Source organism: Bacillus methanolicus MGA3 (assembly GCF_000724485.1).
GTDB lineage: Bacteria > Bacillota > Bacilli > Bacillales > Cytobacillaceae > Bacillus_Z > Bacillus_Z methanolicus_A.
The window spans coordinates 2,271,562-2,286,550 of record NZ_CP007739.1 but is presented as its reverse complement, the minus strand read 5'-3'; the positions used below and the strand labels follow the sequence as shown (position 1 = coordinate 2,286,550).

Sequence of the window (14,989 nt, the reverse complement as noted above, 5' to 3'; positions counted from 1 at the left end):
TTTCCTCCTATTAGCCGAAAGTGCAACCTTCGAAATTTGTTTAAAATCATCATTATATGCTGAATATCGGTCATTAACTCTCTAAATCTCGTTTTTCTAGTTGTTTTTATTTTTGACAAAATGAGAATCATTTGACCAAAACACAATATATAGTAGTATCTAAAATAATTTTCATACTATATATTGATTTTTTGTGTTTGAAGTGATAACTTAAGGGTATTCGATAAAACAAATAGAATCAACACATCATTCTATTATTATCGAAAAACAAAAAAAGAAGTTTAGAAATAGTTTGAAGGAGTTGTGATCATGTCTGTTGCGTTAGGACAAAAAATGAAAATTAACATTGAGCGATTAAACAAGGACATTGGACTTTTTCCTCAAGTGCACCCTATTACCCCTGATATGAAAATCACTCACAAAGGGGTCTCCCGTTTGGTCATGCTTGATCGTTACACGTTCAAGGATACGGAGAAAATCACGTTAACAAACGGAGACTTCGTCGTACTTACCATCAAAGAAGATCCAAAATTTCCAGCCCGCGGATTAGGATTCATTCTCGAGATCGATTGGGAGAATAAAAAAGCTAAGGTGTTAGTGGAAGAAGAGTTCAGAGGAGTTCTTGATGACCCGGAAGAAGCAAGAACAGGAATTATTATAAGATCTTTAGATGTAATTGAGAAACCGCTTGAAATTTTTTATGAACAAATTGCGAAACGCAACGCAACAGGCTTAGCGGCTGTAGAAAAAACAGAAGAAAAGCGCAAGGAATGGTTTGAAAAGTTTTACCAGGAGCTTGTAAATTTAAATTTCGTCCCTGCTGGCCGTGTTTTGTACGGTGCCGGCTCTGGAACAGATGTCACCTATTTCAACTGCTATGTAATGCCGTTTGTCCAGGACTCTCGTGAAGGAATTTCTGAACACCGCAAGCAAGTCATGGAAATCATGAGCCGCGGCGGCGGAGTCGGAACGAATGGCTCAACGTTGAGACCGCGCAACACTTTGGCAAGAGGCGTAAACGGAAAATCGTCAGGATCCGTTTCTTGGCTAGATGACATTGCGAAATTAACACACCTTGTAGAGCAAGGTGGGTCTAGAAGGGGCGCGCAAATGATCATGCTAGCTGACTGGCATCCTGACATTATTGAATTTATTATTTCAAAAATGCAAAATCCGCGCATTTTACGCTATTTAATTGAAAACACAAATGATGAAACGATCAAGAAACATGCTAAAGACAAATTGAAGTTTACGCCTTTAACAGAACAAGAAAAAGCAATGTACCAAGGTATTGTAAATTATAAACACATTCCAGGTTATGGCGGTTTCAGCGAGAAAATTATTAAAGAAGCAGAAGAAAAATTAAGAACAGGCGGAACCTATACCGTTCATAACCCTGATTTTTTAACAGGGGCAAACATCTCCGTTTGTTTAACAAAAGAATTTATGGAAGCTGTTGAAAAAGACGGCGAATATGAACTTCGCTTCCCGGACGTTGAAAGCTATGATGCTGAAGAAATGAAAATTTATAATAAAGAGTGGCACAAAGTAGGAGATGTGCGCGAATGGGAAAAGATGGGCCATAAAGTGCGCACTTATAAGAAAATCAAAGCGAGAGAGCTCTGGAATTTAATAAACATTTGTGCAACTTACTCTGCAGAACCTGGAATTTTCTTTATTGATAACGCGAACGAAATGACAAATGCTCAAGCTTACGGGCAGAAGGTTGTTGCAACAAATCCGTGTGGTGAGCAGCCACTTGCACCATATAGTGTCTGCAACCTTGCTGCCGTTAACCTTGCAGAGATGGCTGACAAAGAGAATAAAACTGTTAACTTTGAAAAATTAAAACGCACAGTTGAAATTGGTGTCCGTATGCAGGATAACGTTATCGATGCAACACCATACTTCCTTGAAGAAAATAAAAAGCAAGCATTAGGTGAGCGCCGTATAGGCCTTGGCGTAATGGGCCTTCACGATCTTTTGATTTACTGCGAAACCGAATACGGATCAGAAGAAGGCAATGAGCTGATTGACAAAGTATTTGAAACTATCGCTACGACGGCTTATCGCGCTTCTATAGAACTTGCGAAAGAAAAAGGAAGCTTCCCTTATTTAGTAGGTGAGACAGAAGAAGAAACAAAACGATTACGCGAAGCCTTCATTAATACAGGATATATGAAAAAAATGCCTGAGGATATACGACAAGCTATTTTGAAACACGGAATCCGGAATTCACACCTATTGACCGTCGCTCCTACGGGATCCACTGGGACTATGGTTGGGGTTTCTACTGGACTTGAACCATATTTTTCCTTTTCTTACTACCGAAGCGGACGCCTTGGCAAATTTATTGAAGTGAAAGCGGAAATCGTTCAAGAATATTTGGAAAAACATCCGGAAGCAGATGAAAACAATCTGCCGCACTGGTTCGTAACAGCCATGGAGTTAACTCCTGAAGCACACGCTGATGTACAATGTGTTATTCAGCGTTGGGTTGACAGCTCGATCAGTAAAACAGTTAATGCACCGAAAGGATACACTGTGGATCAGGTTAAAAAAGTTTATGAGCGTCTGTACCGCGGAGGTGCAAAAGGTGGTACTGTCTATGTTGACGGTTCCCGCGATTCACAAGTGCTGACGTTAAAGGCAGAAGAAAATAGAGTTGAAGAAACAGCGGAGCAAAAAGAAGAAAAGAAAAAGCAGCATGTTGTTCTTGTTGAAACCATCAACGAACTTCGTTCGACAGATGTCACAATCGGTTCTGAAATCGGCAATATATGTCCTGTCTGCCGCAAAGGAACTGTCAAAGAAATCGGCGGCTGCAATACTTGCACCAACTGTAACGCTCAGTTAAAGTGCGGATTATAATTATCACATGAATGAGGATGGAAAAAATTTTCCTTCCTCTTTTTTACTTTTTCATTTTGCACCTTATGGTATCCTGCCTTCAAATAAAGAAACCTACCCTCGGTTATATGTATAATTTTTCTAGTAAGAGAAGTTTAATATTTAAAAACTTTTTAACTTGTCAACCGTACTATTTCCACGCGCACTTGCTTAAAGATGTAACAAGTGACTACATCGACAGGAGTGTCGCACATGTATATAGACGGCGTTTTTTCTGGTGGAGGCATCAAAGGATTTGCCTTGATTGGTGCTATTAAAGAAGTCGAAAGAAGAGGATTTCGATTTAAACATGTTGCAGGAACAAGTGCCGGATCAATTGTCGCCGCCTTATTGAGCGCAGGATATACAAGTGAAGAAGTTTACCAACTGATTGATCAACTTGATTTAAGATCGTTCATGGATCCACGAACGTCCCTCATACCATTTCCATTTGCAAAGTGGCTGTTTGTTTATTGGCGTCTAGGCTTATATAAGGGAAATGCTCTAGAAAAATGGATACAGGAGAAACTAGAGGCAAAAGGATTAAGAACATTTGCTGATTTGCCGCCACAATCTTTAAGGGTAATTGCTTCAGATTTATCAAACGGCCGTTTGCTCGTGCTCCCTGATGATTTAGAAAAATATGGAATTGATCAAAGATTGTTTCCGATTGCCAAGGCAATTCGAATGAGCTGTAGCCTTCCATTCTTCTTTGAACCAGTAAAGCTAAGAACACAGTCCGGGACAAACATTATCGTTGATGGTGGGGTCCTGAGCAACTTTCCAATGTGGCTGTTTGATCGAGAAAGTGTAAAGAAAGTTAGGCCTGTTCTTGGGATAAAGCTCAGCAGCAAAGAGTATGACCGTCCGCAAAATAAAATTTCGAATGCTTTTCAATTATATGAAGCACTTTTTGAAACAATGAAAGATGCCCATGATGCGAGGCATATTTCAAGAAAACATGAAAAAAATATTATCTTTATTCCCACTGAAAGATTCCTCACAACCGAATTTTCATTAGCAGAAGAAAAAAAACATGCATTGCTGGCGCTTGGGAGGAAATCAGCGGAGCATTTTTTTAAAAAGTGGAGTTTTTAGAAACGATAATAGTTGATGCGTTTTGATTATCTGAGGAATGGGCGATTCAAACAGCAGTGCGAAAAGTTTTAGGACATCATGATCGGAAGCGCCTTGATTTGCTAAGCAAAGATGTGGTTATGCAGGAAATCCTCAAAAAACATCGAATAAAAAAATCGATCCTCAAAATGAGGCTCGATTTTTCTTTTTTCCTTTCTTTCCTTCTATAACAGTTAGATGGACAGGGGATTTTTTCTTTCTTCTATTTTGTTTTTTTAGGGATGAAAGAGAACCAACATTTGAACGACGGTTTGTTTGTTTACCATCCTTGTGCTTGAATCTCTTCTTAGATCTTTTTGCGGCTTTAATAAATGCTCGCTGCTCTTGCTTCTCAGGGGTTGATAGGTAAAAATGTCGGAAGAAAAAATAAACAATACCACCGATCAAAATAATGACAGCTATTCTCTGTAAAAAACCGGCCGGATTTGCAAGTAGACTTCCAAAAATGCCTATACCTGCAAAGATAATGAGACCTGTTACAACCAAATTTGCAGTCCGATTTTTCAAGAAAGCCACCTCCCTAAGAGCATAATGAGCATTTTTTCCCTTTTTTAAACTTCCAGACTAATACTTTTACACAATTTCCTCCGATTTTAATCGTTCGTCTGTTTCTTTTTCTAATCTTAAGAGCTCTTTAAACGAAAGAATTGCAACTTCCACTTGGTCGTTGGTCGGTTCTTTTGTTGTTAAGAGCTGAAGCCATAACCCTGGGAGTCCAAGATATTTTAATATTGGAACATTCCGGAGCCTATTTGTCATCTGCAGTACTTCAAAAGAAATCCCGAGTACGACAGGGATTAAAGCTAGGCGATTGATTACCCTTACCCATAAAGGCTCTGTTGGAACGAGCATATAAACAAAAACACCGATGATTACTGTAAACAAAATAAAACTGCTTCCGCACCTGTAATGAAGACGAGAATGGGCTTGCACATTTTCAACTGTAAGCTCTTTTCCGTTTTCATATGTATTAATTACTTTATGCTCTGCACCATGATATTGAAACACCCTTTTAATAATTGGGGTTAAAGAAATAAAGTAGATGTATGCTAGCAGCAGTAATAGCTTAAAAAAGCCTTCTACGAGAATTTGTGCGAACTTGCTTGAAAAAATCGGTCTTGTCAGCTCAGCTAAAAAAACTGGAATAAGTGTAAACAGAAATTTTCCGAACAAAAAAGAAATAACACCGAGAGCGGCTACTCCAAGAACCATCGTTAGTTTAGAAGTCTCTTGTTCTTTAATAAGATGGTCGTTTTTTGGATCTAGATCATATCTTTCGGCTGAAAAATTTAAATGTTTTGATCCGTTGGCACTCGCTTCAATTATCGCAACAATCCCGCGAATAAACGGGATTTTTTTCAAAAGAGTAAATGCTCGATTTGATTTTCGGGGAAGACGGTAATATTCGATTGATTGATCTTTTCTTCTAATAGCAGTTACCGTATGATGTTTACCCCCAAACATAACACCTTCAACAACTGCTTGACCTCCGTAAAGCGGCTTTTTTTCTTGAGACATGTAAGTCAACACCAACCTATACGATAAACTTGCACAAAACAGCAAGTATTTTTCAAAAAGCTGTAAAGTACTTATTTTTATTCTACTAAAAAAAAACGAAAATCTCTAGAACAGACAGTTATACTAATGTTTTTTCATTCACTGTGCAAGGAACGATTGCCTCTGGACATAATAAAAATGGAGGTGTACTTTATGGCAGACAATCAAAAAAAATCTGAACACAATGAGCGGGAAAAACCGATGTCTTTTATTTCAATGGTTGTTTGGACAGGGTTAACTGGCGGGGTATTATTGAGCTCACTCGCCTATCTGGCTTACGTTTTTAGTTTTACAGAAATTCCCCCACGTGTTATTTTGGAACCTTGGGTAATCGGCGATTGGAAAGAAGGATGGCTCGGGACGGTAATCTCGATCATTTTGATCGGAATTGTATCAATCGGTGCAGCACTCATTTACTATGCTGCATTTAGAAAATTTAAAAGTATCTGGGTCGGGGCCGTCTATGGCATCATTTTATTTTTGCTTGTTTTTTTCGTGTTAAACCCGATATTCCCCGGAATCAGTTCATTTGGTGAACTAAAACGCGATACGATAATTACTTCAGTTTGTTTTTACATTCTTTTTGGTGTATTTGTCGGTTATTCAATATCATATGAAGAAAATGAAATGCAAAACCAAGGGGAAGAACAGGCTGAATCTCACTCTTAACTGTTCTATCTAGTTAAATACGAAATATCTGTGATAGAATATTTTTATTGAACATTTTAATGAATTGTGCAGGAGCTGAAAAATGAAAAAAATTTTGTTGCTAAATGGACCAAATCTAAATTTGCTAGGAAAAAGGGAGCCTGGGATTTACGGAGAACAAACATTGAGAGATCTTGAAACGCGCATGAAGAAAATAGGAGAACAGAATGGGGTGGAAATTACTTGTTTTCAATCGAACCATGAAGGAAGTCTGATCGATCGACTCCATCAAGCGAATGAGGAAAACTATGATGGAATTATTTTTAACCCCGGTGCATATACACATTACAGTTATGCAATTCGTGATGCAATTGCAGGGATATCAGTGCCAGTGATCGAAGTACATATATCTAACATTCATGCGCGTGAGTCGTTTCGTCATGTATCAGTCACAGCACCCGTAACAAAGGGACAGATTGTGGGGTTGGGATTAAAAGGCTATGAATTGGCTTTTGAAGCCCTTTTGGAACTTGCTAAAGAGAGGAGATCATATGGAGAAAATTAAAAAGTTACGCTCGGCCATTGAAAAGCTTGGAATTGATGGAATACTCATTACAAATTCATATAACCGCAGGTATATGACGAATTTTACAGGGAGTGCCGGCGTTGTATTAATCAGTACAGAAAATGCACAATTTATTACAGATTTCCGTTATATTGAACAGGCAACAAAACAATGTGAAGGCTATGAGATTGTTCAACATAAAGGGTCACTTCCAGACGAAGTGGCAAAACAAGTGAAGAAACTGGGGATTAAAAAACTTGGATTCGAACAGGATCATTTATCATATTCATCATTTAAAGCATATGAAAAAGCCATTGGAGCGGAACTTGTGCCAGTTTCAGGCGTTGTTGAAAAGTTGCGCTTGATTAAGACGGAATCAGAGATTAAGATATTAAAGGAAGCAGCGGACATTGCTGATGCCGCTTTTAAGCATATTTTAGAGTTTATTCGTCCAGGGGTTACTGAATTGGAGGTTTCGAATGAACTCGAGTTCTTTATGAGAAAAGCCGGCGCAATATCATCATCCTTTGATATCATCGTCGCATCGGGTTACCGTTCTGCACTGCCTCATGGGGTGGCTAGTGATAAGATTATTGAAACCGGTGATTTTGTTACGCTTGACTTTGGAGCATATTATAAAGGATATGTTTCTGATATCACCCGGACTGTCGCTGTCGGAAAACCTGATGATAAACTGAAAGAAATTTACGGTATAGTTTTAGAGGCCCAATTACGGGGATTGGCAGGAATAAAGCCTGGTATGACCGGAAAAGAAGCAGATGCTTTAACAAGAAACTTTATTGCCCAAAAAGGTTATGGAGAAAACTTTGGGCATTCGACAGGTCATGGCATAGGGTTGGAAGTTCATGAAGGCCCTGCATTATCCATCAAGTCCGATACTGTATTGGAACCGGGAATGGTCGTAACAGTAGAACCGGGAATTTACATCCCTGGCCTAGGCGGCGTTCGCATTGAAGACGACACATTAATAACAAAGGATCATAATGAAACGCTGAATCACTCAACAAAAGAGCTGATTATTCTTTAAACGGATGTATTAGGAGGATACTAAACATGATTTCTGTTAACGATTTTCGTACAGGATTAACAATTGAAGTAGATGGTGGAATTTGGCGTGTTCTTGAATTCCAACACGTAAAACCGGGGAAAGGCGCTGCATTTGTACGTTCAAAGCTTCGCAATCTTCGAACTGGTGCGATTCAGGAAAAAACATTCCGTGCTGGTGAAAAAGTTGAGCGAGCACAAATTGACAACCGTAAAATGCAATACCTCTATGCAAATGGCGACCAGCATGTGTTCATGGATAACGAAACTTATGAGCAAATTGAATTGCCTGCTTCTACAATTCAGCATGAATTAAAGTTCTTGAAAGAAAATATGGAAGTATACATTATGATGTTCCAGGGAGAGACACTTGGAATTGAATTGCCAAACACAGTTGAGCTTGAAGTAATAGCAACAGAGCCTGGCATTAAAGGTGATACAGCTTCAGGTGGTTCAAAACCTGCAACTCTTGAAACAGGTTTAGTTGTTCAAGTTCCTTTCTTTGTGAACCAAGGTGACCGTCTTATCATTAACACAGCGGATGGCACATATGTTTCTCGTGCATAGTTGATAAAACCCAATATGTATGGGCTCTTTTTATGTTTAGGAAACAAGTCTTAATTCCTTGCAAAGGTATACGCCATTTTGTAAAATAAAACTAAATTGAGGCTGCTTTGTTCGTTAGTATATGAAGTTTCAACCTTTGATTAATGAAAGGGAGTCCTAAATTAAAACCGGAACGGCATGCCTCCGATTTTTGGCTTGAGGACGCTGGGAACGTTTTTGCGGACACCCACCTGGCGGAGCAGGTTTTGAAACTCCATATTGATCGGCGGCAAAAGCGGCTTTATATTAAAAAGTACAACCGGTTCAACCATTTGAACCGGTTTTTTAATTGCAAAAAAAGTTTCTTTTTGCTGATTTTGCCTATTAATAATAGTATTGATATTCAGCACGGACAACAGCGGAGATTGTTAATTTGCCTGTTTCAATAGGTATCGTTGATATACCTTTTACCATAGCTGTTGATAAAAAGGGAATAGGTTTTGGCGCTTGGCTTTCCTCAATCACTTGCCTAGGAGTTTTGATAAGGGTTACTCCTAGTGAGCCGGCAATTGTTTGTGCTTTTATCATGGTGTTTTGTACCGCAACTGCTAGTGCCTTATTATAGTAAAGTAATGGATTTGATACCGAAAAATCAATGTTATTCACCGTGTTAGACCCGTTTCTCACTGCACTATCCACTAGCCTTCCAGTTTGATCTACTCGGTCAATCGTAATTTTTAATAAATGGGTAACTTTGTAGCCTATAAAAATTTGTTTTCCGTCTTCATAACGGTATTGTGGTTCAGCTCTGTAGTCAAATGTTTGAATATTTTCTCTCGGTATTCCCATTTTCAGAACCGATTCGATCACGTGGGAAATAGCTTCTGCATTTTCTGCTTGAGCTTTTGCTAAATTTTGCAGTTCTGTTATTGTTCCGAGAATGACAATTGCGGTGTCAGGGCGGGCAGAAATACTTCCTTCTCCACTAACCTTCAAAATGTTTTTATCATTCCGATAGCCTTTTCCCCGATAAATAGGCTGATGATCATGCACGTTTGTCTCACCTCATCTCTTCAAACATTTTCTTTCCATAAAATGTACGGTATTCCTCGTTGATTCATTCATTTATTTTCCTTGGCAAAATTCATAGCCAACCTTTCATTTATTAAAAGTCATAATGAGGCCAAGCAGGCATACATTTTAATTAGTAAGAGAACACTTTTAAGCCTGAAAACAAAGCGGAGAAAAATTATTTCGGGAGGAGGAGTCAAATTTGAAAACTGTTGTCCCCTTTTTGCCAAAATCAATTGCAGAAAGACTCGAACAAATCCCTTCTTTTCAACAAAATGAAATAGAAGAAATCCGCGTCCGCATTAACAGGCCTTTAGAAGTAACAATGAAAGGAAGTCCCCTGTTTTTGCCATATACTGTTCAGCCGGAAGATGCGCTTCACCTTTTAAATAAAATTAGCGGTTATTCCATTTACACGCTTGAAGAAGAATTGAAACGGGGATATATCACAATCTCTGGCGGACACCGGGTCGGCCTTGCCGGAAAAGTCATTCTCGAGAATAGCCAGGTGAAAGCAATTAGGGATATTTCGTCCTTTAATATCCGAATTGCACGGGAAAGAATTGGAATTGCGGATCCCCTCGTTCCTTTCTTATTTGATAATGGTTGGCTCCATACAATGATTATCGGGCCTCCGCAAACAGGAAAAACGACACTTCTTCGTGATATTGCCAGAATCATTTCAACCGGTAATGATGCCCTTGGGTTAAGTGCATCTAAAGTTGGAATTGTGGATGAACGTTCAGAAATCGCCGGATGTGTAAAAGGCATTCCACAGCTTACATTCGGAAACAGAATAGATGTTCTTGATGCCTGTCCAAAAGCTGAAGGAATGATGATGATGATCCGTTCGATGAGCCCAGATGTCCTGGTTGTTGATGAAATCGGGCGGGAGGAAGATGCTTTAGCCATTATGGAAGCTGTTAATGCAGGGATAAAACTAATCATGACTACACATGGCAGTTCCCTGCTGGAAATAAGAAAGCGCCCTTCCTTAAAAAAAATTCTTGAACAGCGGATTTTTCAGCGGTTTATTGAATTAAGCCGTAAAGATGGTCCAGGAACTGTGACTTATATAAAAGACGGAAGCGGTGAACAGATTACTTCAAAAGTGAGAGTGACCTAGATGATGAAGATAATCGGGGCTTTATTGATTATTGTCGCCACCACTTGGACCGGTTTTGAAGCATCAAGGCATTTAAGTGAAAGACCAAGGCAGCTGAGGCAATTAAAATCAGCTCTTCAGTCATTGGAAGCGGAAATCATGTTCGGGCATACACCGCTTCACGAAGCATCAAGGAGGTTGGCTGCACAACTCTCTAAGCCTTTATCATGGTTTTTCGAATCCTTTGCTAAACGGTTAACAAATTCAGAAACAACGGTAAAAGATGCATGGGAAGAAAGCATGGCGGAAATATGGAAATTTACAGCTTTTAAACATGGCGAATATGAAATTATGAAACAGTTTGGAGAAACGCTTGGCCGCCATGACCGAATGTCCCAGCAAAAACAAATCATGTTGACTCTTTCTCATTTGGAACGGGAAGAAGGAGATGCCAGGGATAAACAGGCAAAATACGAAAAAATGGTGAAAAGTCTCGGATTTTTGTCCGGATTATTGTTAATCATCTTGCTTATGTAACGCTTAGGAGGAGAAGCGATGGGTTTAGAGGTGGATGTAATATTTAAAATTGCTGGTGTTGGAATTGTCGTTGCTTTTTTGCATACAATTCTCGATCAGGTTGGAAAGAAAGAATATGCCCAATGGGTTACACTATTTGGTTTTATTTATATTTTGTTCATGGTTGCATCGATCGTTGATGATCTTTTTCAAAAGATTAAATCAGTGTTTCTATTCCAAGGGTAAAGGGGGGCTCTCCCATTGAAATCATCCAAATAGCAGGAATAGCGCTTATTTCTACTTTCCTTGCTCTGATCGTTAAAGAACAGAAGCCGAACTTTGCTTTCTTATTAATTGTTTTTGTTGGCTGCACGATCTTTTTATTTCTGGTCGACCAAATTTATGAAATTATCCATATGATTGAAAAAATTGCTGTTAATGCGAATGTCAATCTTATCTATGTTGAAACAATCTTGAAGATCATTGGAATTGCATATATTGCCGAATTTGCCACACAGATTACGAAGGATGCAGGACAGGGCGCCATTGCTTCAAAAATTGAGCTTGCCGGAAAAATTCTCATTTTGGCAATGGCGATTCCGATTTTAACGGTTTTGATTGAAACAATCATTCAAATGGTTCCGAATTAGTCACAGCAATTTTTGTTCTAAGAGAGAGGTGTAATAATGAAACGGATTTTTCATGTTTTTTCCATTTTGGTGCCTTTCTTCTTTTTTTTATTTGTTCCGGTTGTACAAGCCTCTCCGGGACAAGTCGAAACCGGAAATTTACCCGATACAGAATCGATTGTCGATTCACAGCTGGAAAATTTGAATATTGATGAATTGAAGGGATTTTGGGAAGACATTCTTCATCAGTATGGCGGGTTTTTGCCGGAAAGCCAAAAGGGCAGTTTGTATGATTTTATTAAAGGAGAGAAAAAATTCTCTTTTGAACAATGGACTACTGGGTTTATGAAATTTGTTTTTCATGAATTTATCGTGAATGGAAAGTTGCTAGGTTCTCTGATCTTGCTGACGATTTTCAGCATGTTTTTGCAGTCTTTGCAAAATTCTTTTGAAAATAGCACAATCAGCAAAGTCGCCTATTCAATCGTTTTTATCGTGCTGATCATTCTTGCACTAAATAGTTTTCACGTTGCGATAACTTATTCAAATGATGCAATTGAATCAATGATTCACTTTATTCTTGCATTGATACCGCTATTGCTCGCGCTGATTGCTTCATCAGGCGGAGTAATTTCCGCAGCTTTTTTCCACCCTGTCATTCTTTTCTTAATGAATACGAGCGGACTCATTATTAAAAACGTTGTTTTACCGCTTTTGTTTTTATCAACATTGCTCAGCATTGTCAGTGTATTGAGCGAGCATCACAAAGTCACACAGCTTGCCCAATTAATAAGGAATTGGAGTATTGGTTTGCTTGGATTATTTTTAACTGTTTTCCTTGGTGTCATTTCTGTTCAGGGGGCTTCAACTGCGATAACAGACGGAGTAACGATTAGAACGGCAAAGTTTATTACTGGGAATTTTATTCCGGTTATCGGGAGAGCATTTACAGATGCAACAGATACAGTTATTAGTGCATCTGTTCTTTTAAAAAATACAGTGGGGATAGCAGGGGTCGTTATTTTGCTGTTAATTGTAGCGTTTCCGGCACTCAAAATATTGATGATTGCTTTTATATACAAATTTGCCGCTGCGATTTTACAGCCGCTTGGCGGAGGTCCAGTAATAGCCTGCCTTGATGTGATCAGCAAGAGTGTTGTTTATATATTTGCCGCATTGGCAATTGTATCGCTTATGTTTTTTTTAAGCGTTACCGTTATTATTGCAGCCGGGAATTTGACGATGATGGTGAGATAGGAGGATGAATGATGGATTTTTTGAAGGAATGGATCACAAATATCATTCTCTTTATCTTATTGGCTACGGTCATCGATATGCTTCTCCCCAACTCGAATCTCCAAAAATACACAAAGATTGTGACCGGCTTGCTATTAATTGCGATTATTTTAACGCCTGTTCTAAAGCTTTTTTCTAAAGATTTTGAAACAGTTCTTGCATCCGTTGCCCTATTTGAAAATCCAGGAGAAAAAAATATGGAAAATCAAATAGAAATGAAGAAAAAAGAAATACAAGCTTCTCAACAAGCATATATTTTAAAACAAATGGCTGTCAAGCTAGAAAAGGACGCAGAGGAGGAGTTGATGGAACAGTACGGATTGGAAATTACTAAAATTGATTTTTTAGTAAATAAGAATGACAAGCGTGCCTTTCCGGAAAATCTGGCAAAATTGAAGGTCCAGTTGCGCCAGCCAAAAGAACAATCCGATGCAATTGAAGCGGTAAAAAAAGTAGAAATTAATACAAATAAACCTCTTCCATCCAAAAAGACTGCCGAAATGAAAAAAATCACTTCTTTTCTCTCACAAAAATGGAATATGGATGATAAAGATATTGAGGTATTGATAGAAGGGGGGATACCGGAAGAGAATGAGCAATGATAAAGGACCACTAACTTGGTTAAAAAATCTCATTTCAAAAGAAGGACATCCAGAAAAAAAACCGGGAAAATACCATTATTTTCTAATTGTTATTTTGTTTGGGGCAGCGATTATGCTTATAAGCAATATGTTTTTCAGCGGGAATGCTTCAACGCCAGATATGCAGGTTATGAACAATAAAGAAACAAATGCAACGGAAGAAGTCCCGGCATTTGGCCAAAAGAAATCAGAAGAAAAGAGTTTAATGAAACAATATGAAGAAGCATACGAAAAACAGTTAAAAGAAGCTTTGCAAGGGATCCTTGGCGTAGATGATGTCACCGTTGTAGTTAATGTGGATGCGACTGAAAAACAGATATTAGAAAAAAATATTGTCACGAAATCTCAAACAACAACCGAAACCGATCGGGAAGGTGGAAAACGAAAAGTAGAAGATGCTTCTAAAGATGAACAACTGGTGATCGTCCGCAACGGGGAAAAAGAGGTTCCGATAGTCGTAGAAACGAAGAAACCTGAAATTCGCGGAGTTCTTGTTGTGGCAAAAGGGGCAGAAAACATTCAAGTAAAAAAGTGGATAGTAGATGCTGTGACGAGAGTGCTGGATGTCCCAAGCCATCGGGTTGCGGTCATGCCGAAAAAAAATTAAGGGGGATTCATAAATGTTATTGAAAAAGCAAACAGTTTGGCTATTAACAATGTTAAGTTTAGTGGTTGTTTTATCTGTTTATTACATCACCTCTCCGGAACAAAACGGCAATAGTATGGCAGGAATAGAACAAAAGAGCGCAAATCAAAAGACAGCTGTAAAAGGAAAAGATAATAAAGCGGCAACTTCACAAACGGATGCTGGTGCTAAGATTACATCCGAACCGGCCAGTGACGAAGTGTTTGAAGCGTTAAGGATGGATCTTGACGATCAGCGCAGCAAAAGGAAAGAAGAACTTGAAAATATTGTTGCTTCTACAGACCTACCAACAGAAAAACGTAATCAGGCATATGATGAAATGAAAAAACTCGACGAAACTGCCATAAAAGAGGATTTGCTTGAATCGTTAATAAAAGCAATGAACTATGAAGATGCTTTAGTCCAAGTCGACGGCGGCCAGGTGCGAATTACTGTTAAAGCAGATAAGCTTTCTCCTTCGGCTGCAAATGATATTATTCAAATGGTAAAACAAGAAATCAATGGATTGCAGCATGTTGCAGTGAAATTTCAACCGAAAAAATAGATTACCGGATAACTCATAAGGAGAGCCTTTTTGATAGGGCTTTCTTTTATTTTTGTTATGATATTGAACTTGCATTATGTATTATCGTATGATGTTATTAGCTTGTCTTAATTTTTGAAGGACTGAGGTGTAAA

17 protein-coding genes and 1 other RNA gene are annotated in these 14,989 nt (G+C 38.6%); 15 read left to right on the top strand and 3 right to left on the bottom strand.

Features of this window, described 5'->3' with window-relative positions:
* The first annotated feature begins 309 nt into the window (after positions 1-309).
* Both BMMGA3_RS11080 and BMMGA3_RS11075 read left to right on the top strand, forming a co-directional pair.
* Positions 310-2,871 (top strand): vitamin B12-dependent ribonucleotide reductase, encoded by a 2,562-nt coding sequence (locus tag BMMGA3_RS11080; protein ID WP_004435603.1) that lies wholly within the window; start codon positions 310-312, stop codon positions 2,869-2,871.
* A 231-nt stretch (positions 2,872-3,102) separates the two neighbouring features.
* The gene (locus tag BMMGA3_RS11075) at positions 3,103-3,987 is read left to right on the top strand and encodes a patatin-like phospholipase family protein (protein WP_004435601.1); all 885 of its coding nucleotides are present in this window, start codon (positions 3,103-3,105) and stop codon (positions 3,985-3,987) included.
* 162 nt (positions 3,988-4,149) lie between these two features.
* Here the strand turns inward: BMMGA3_RS11075 and BMMGA3_RS11070 are convergent, their stop codons facing one another.
* Both BMMGA3_RS11070 and BMMGA3_RS11065 read right to left on the bottom strand, forming a co-directional pair.
* A complete protein-coding gene (locus tag BMMGA3_RS11070) occupies positions 4,150-4,542 on the bottom strand; it encodes an SA1362 family protein (RefSeq protein ID WP_237712841.1) in 393 nt (130 codons plus the stop codon).
* 57 nt (positions 4,543-4,599) lie between these two features.
* Positions 4,600-5,544 carry a DUF1385 domain-containing protein gene (locus tag BMMGA3_RS11065; protein WP_004435597.1) on the bottom strand — a complete coding sequence of 315 codons (945 nt, stop codon included), beginning with the start codon at positions 5,542-5,544 and terminating at the stop codon, positions 4,600-4,602.
* Positions 5,545-5,736: 192 nt separating this feature from the next.
* Here BMMGA3_RS11065 and BMMGA3_RS11060 point away from each other — a divergent pair, with 192 nt between their 5' ends.
* From BMMGA3_RS11060 to ssrS, 5 genes are all read left to right on the top strand, one after another.
* Positions 5,737-6,252, top strand: a complete 516-nt coding sequence (locus BMMGA3_RS11060; RefSeq protein ID WP_004435595.1) for a YqhR family membrane protein — start codon at positions 5,737-5,739, stop codon at positions 6,250-6,252.
* 82 nt (positions 6,253-6,334) lie between these two features.
* Positions 6,335-6,796, top strand: coding sequence for a type II 3-dehydroquinate dehydratase (gene aroQ / locus BMMGA3_RS11055; RefSeq protein WP_004435594.1), 462 nt, complete (start codon positions 6,335-6,337; stop codon positions 6,794-6,796).
* A complete protein-coding gene (gene pepQ / locus BMMGA3_RS11050) occupies positions 6,783-7,844 on the top strand; it encodes a Xaa-Pro dipeptidase (RefSeq protein ID WP_004435592.1) in 1,062 nt (353 codons plus the stop codon). Before aroQ ends, pepQ begins: the two co-directional genes overlap by 14 nt.
* A gap of 26 nt (positions 7,845-7,870) precedes the next feature.
* Complete coding sequence (gene efp / locus BMMGA3_RS11045) at positions 7,871-8,428, top strand: elongation factor P (protein WP_004435591.1); 558 nt, start codon at positions 7,871-7,873, stop codon at positions 8,426-8,428.
* Between the two features lie 96 nt (positions 8,429-8,524).
* Positions 8,525-8,713: non-coding RNA, 6S RNA (gene ssrS, locus BMMGA3_RS17455), on the top strand.
* Between the two features lie 78 nt (positions 8,714-8,791).
* Here the strand turns inward: ssrS and BMMGA3_RS11035 are convergent.
* A complete protein-coding gene (locus BMMGA3_RS11035) occupies positions 8,792-9,460 on the bottom strand; it encodes an SIMPL domain-containing protein (protein WP_004435587.1) in 669 nt (222 codons plus the stop codon).
* 220 nt (positions 9,461-9,680) lie between these two features.
* On the opposite strand from BMMGA3_RS11035, the gene spoIIIAA reads away from it, so the two are divergent.
* From spoIIIAA to BMMGA3_RS10995, 8 genes are read left to right on the top strand one after another with little or no spacing between them, the layout of a single operon-like run.
* Positions 9,681-10,604 (top strand): stage III sporulation protein AA, encoded by a 924-nt coding sequence (gene spoIIIAA, locus BMMGA3_RS11030; protein WP_004435585.1) that lies wholly within the window; start codon positions 9,681-9,683, stop codon positions 10,602-10,604.
* Positions 10,605-11,120 (top strand): stage III sporulation protein SpoIIIAB, encoded by a 516-nt coding sequence (gene spoIIIAB, locus BMMGA3_RS11025; RefSeq protein ID WP_004435583.1) that lies wholly within the window; start codon positions 10,605-10,607, stop codon positions 11,118-11,120.
* Positions 11,121-11,138: 18 nt separating this feature from the next.
* Positions 11,139-11,345 (top strand): stage III sporulation protein AC, encoded by a 207-nt coding sequence (spoIIIAC, locus tag BMMGA3_RS11020; protein ID WP_004435581.1) that lies wholly within the window; start codon positions 11,139-11,141, stop codon positions 11,343-11,345.
* Positions 11,346-11,359: 14 nt separating this feature from the next.
* Positions 11,360-11,749, top strand: coding sequence for a stage III sporulation protein AD (gene spoIIIAD, locus BMMGA3_RS11015; protein ID WP_185762586.1), 390 nt, complete (start codon positions 11,360-11,362; stop codon positions 11,747-11,749).
* Positions 11,750-11,785: 36 nt separating this feature from the next.
* Positions 11,786-12,985 (top strand): stage III sporulation protein AE, encoded by a 1,200-nt coding sequence (spoIIIAE, locus tag BMMGA3_RS11010; RefSeq protein ID WP_004435575.1) that lies wholly within the window; start codon positions 11,786-11,788, stop codon positions 12,983-12,985.
* An 11-nt stretch (positions 12,986-12,996) separates the two neighbouring features.
* Complete coding sequence (spoIIIAF, locus tag BMMGA3_RS11005; protein ID WP_004435573.1) at positions 12,997-13,626, top strand: stage III sporulation protein AF; 630 nt, start codon at positions 12,997-12,999, stop codon at positions 13,624-13,626.
* Positions 13,616-14,272, top strand: a complete 657-nt coding sequence (spoIIIAG, locus tag BMMGA3_RS11000) for a stage III sporulation protein AG (RefSeq protein WP_004435572.1) — start codon at positions 13,616-13,618, stop codon at positions 14,270-14,272. The genes spoIIIAF and spoIIIAG overlap by 11 nt, the downstream gene beginning before the upstream one ends.
* 13 nt (positions 14,273-14,285) lie before the next feature.
* Positions 14,286-14,855, top strand: coding sequence for a SpoIIIAH-like family protein (locus tag BMMGA3_RS10995; protein WP_004435570.1), 570 nt, complete (start codon positions 14,286-14,288; stop codon positions 14,853-14,855).
* Positions 14,856-14,989: the final 134 nt, after the last annotated feature.

Coding starts and splice junctions, on each gene's coding strand:
- aroQ (WP_004435594.1), top strand. CDS start 6,335: ATGAAAAAAATTTTGTTGCTAAATGGACCAAATCTAAATTTGCTAGGA.
- spoIIIAF (WP_004435573.1), top strand. CDS start 12,997: ATGGATTTTTTGAAGGAATGGATCACAAATATCATTCTCTTTATCTTA.
- spoIIIAG (WP_004435572.1), top strand. CDS start 13,616: ATGAGCAATGATAAAGGACCACTAACTTGGTTAAAAAATCTCATTTCA.
- BMMGA3_RS11080 (WP_004435603.1), top strand. CDS start 310: ATGTCTGTTGCGTTAGGACAAAAAATGAAAATTAACATTGAGCGATTA.
- efp (WP_004435591.1), top strand. CDS start 7,871: ATGATTTCTGTTAACGATTTTCGTACAGGATTAACAATTGAAGTAGAT.
- spoIIIAE (WP_004435575.1), top strand. CDS start 11,786: ATGAAACGGATTTTTCATGTTTTTTCCATTTTGGTGCCTTTCTTCTTT.
- BMMGA3_RS11075 (WP_004435601.1), top strand. CDS start 3,103: ATGTATATAGACGGCGTTTTTTCTGGTGGAGGCATCAAAGGATTTGCC.
- BMMGA3_RS10995 (WP_004435570.1), top strand. CDS start 14,286: ATGTTATTGAAAAAGCAAACAGTTTGGCTATTAACAATGTTAAGTTTA.
- spoIIIAC (WP_004435581.1), top strand. CDS start 11,139: ATGGGTTTAGAGGTGGATGTAATATTTAAAATTGCTGGTGTTGGAATT.
- BMMGA3_RS11065 (WP_004435597.1), bottom strand. CDS start 5,544: ATGTCTCAAGAAAAAAAGCCGCTTTACGGAGGTCAAGCAGTTGTTGAA.
- BMMGA3_RS11060 (WP_004435595.1), top strand. CDS start 5,737: ATGGCAGACAATCAAAAAAAATCTGAACACAATGAGCGGGAAAAACCG.
- spoIIIAB (WP_004435583.1), top strand. CDS start 10,605: ATGATGAAGATAATCGGGGCTTTATTGATTATTGTCGCCACCACTTGG.
- pepQ (WP_004435592.1), top strand. CDS start 6,783: ATGGAGAAAATTAAAAAGTTACGCTCGGCCATTGAAAAGCTTGGAATT.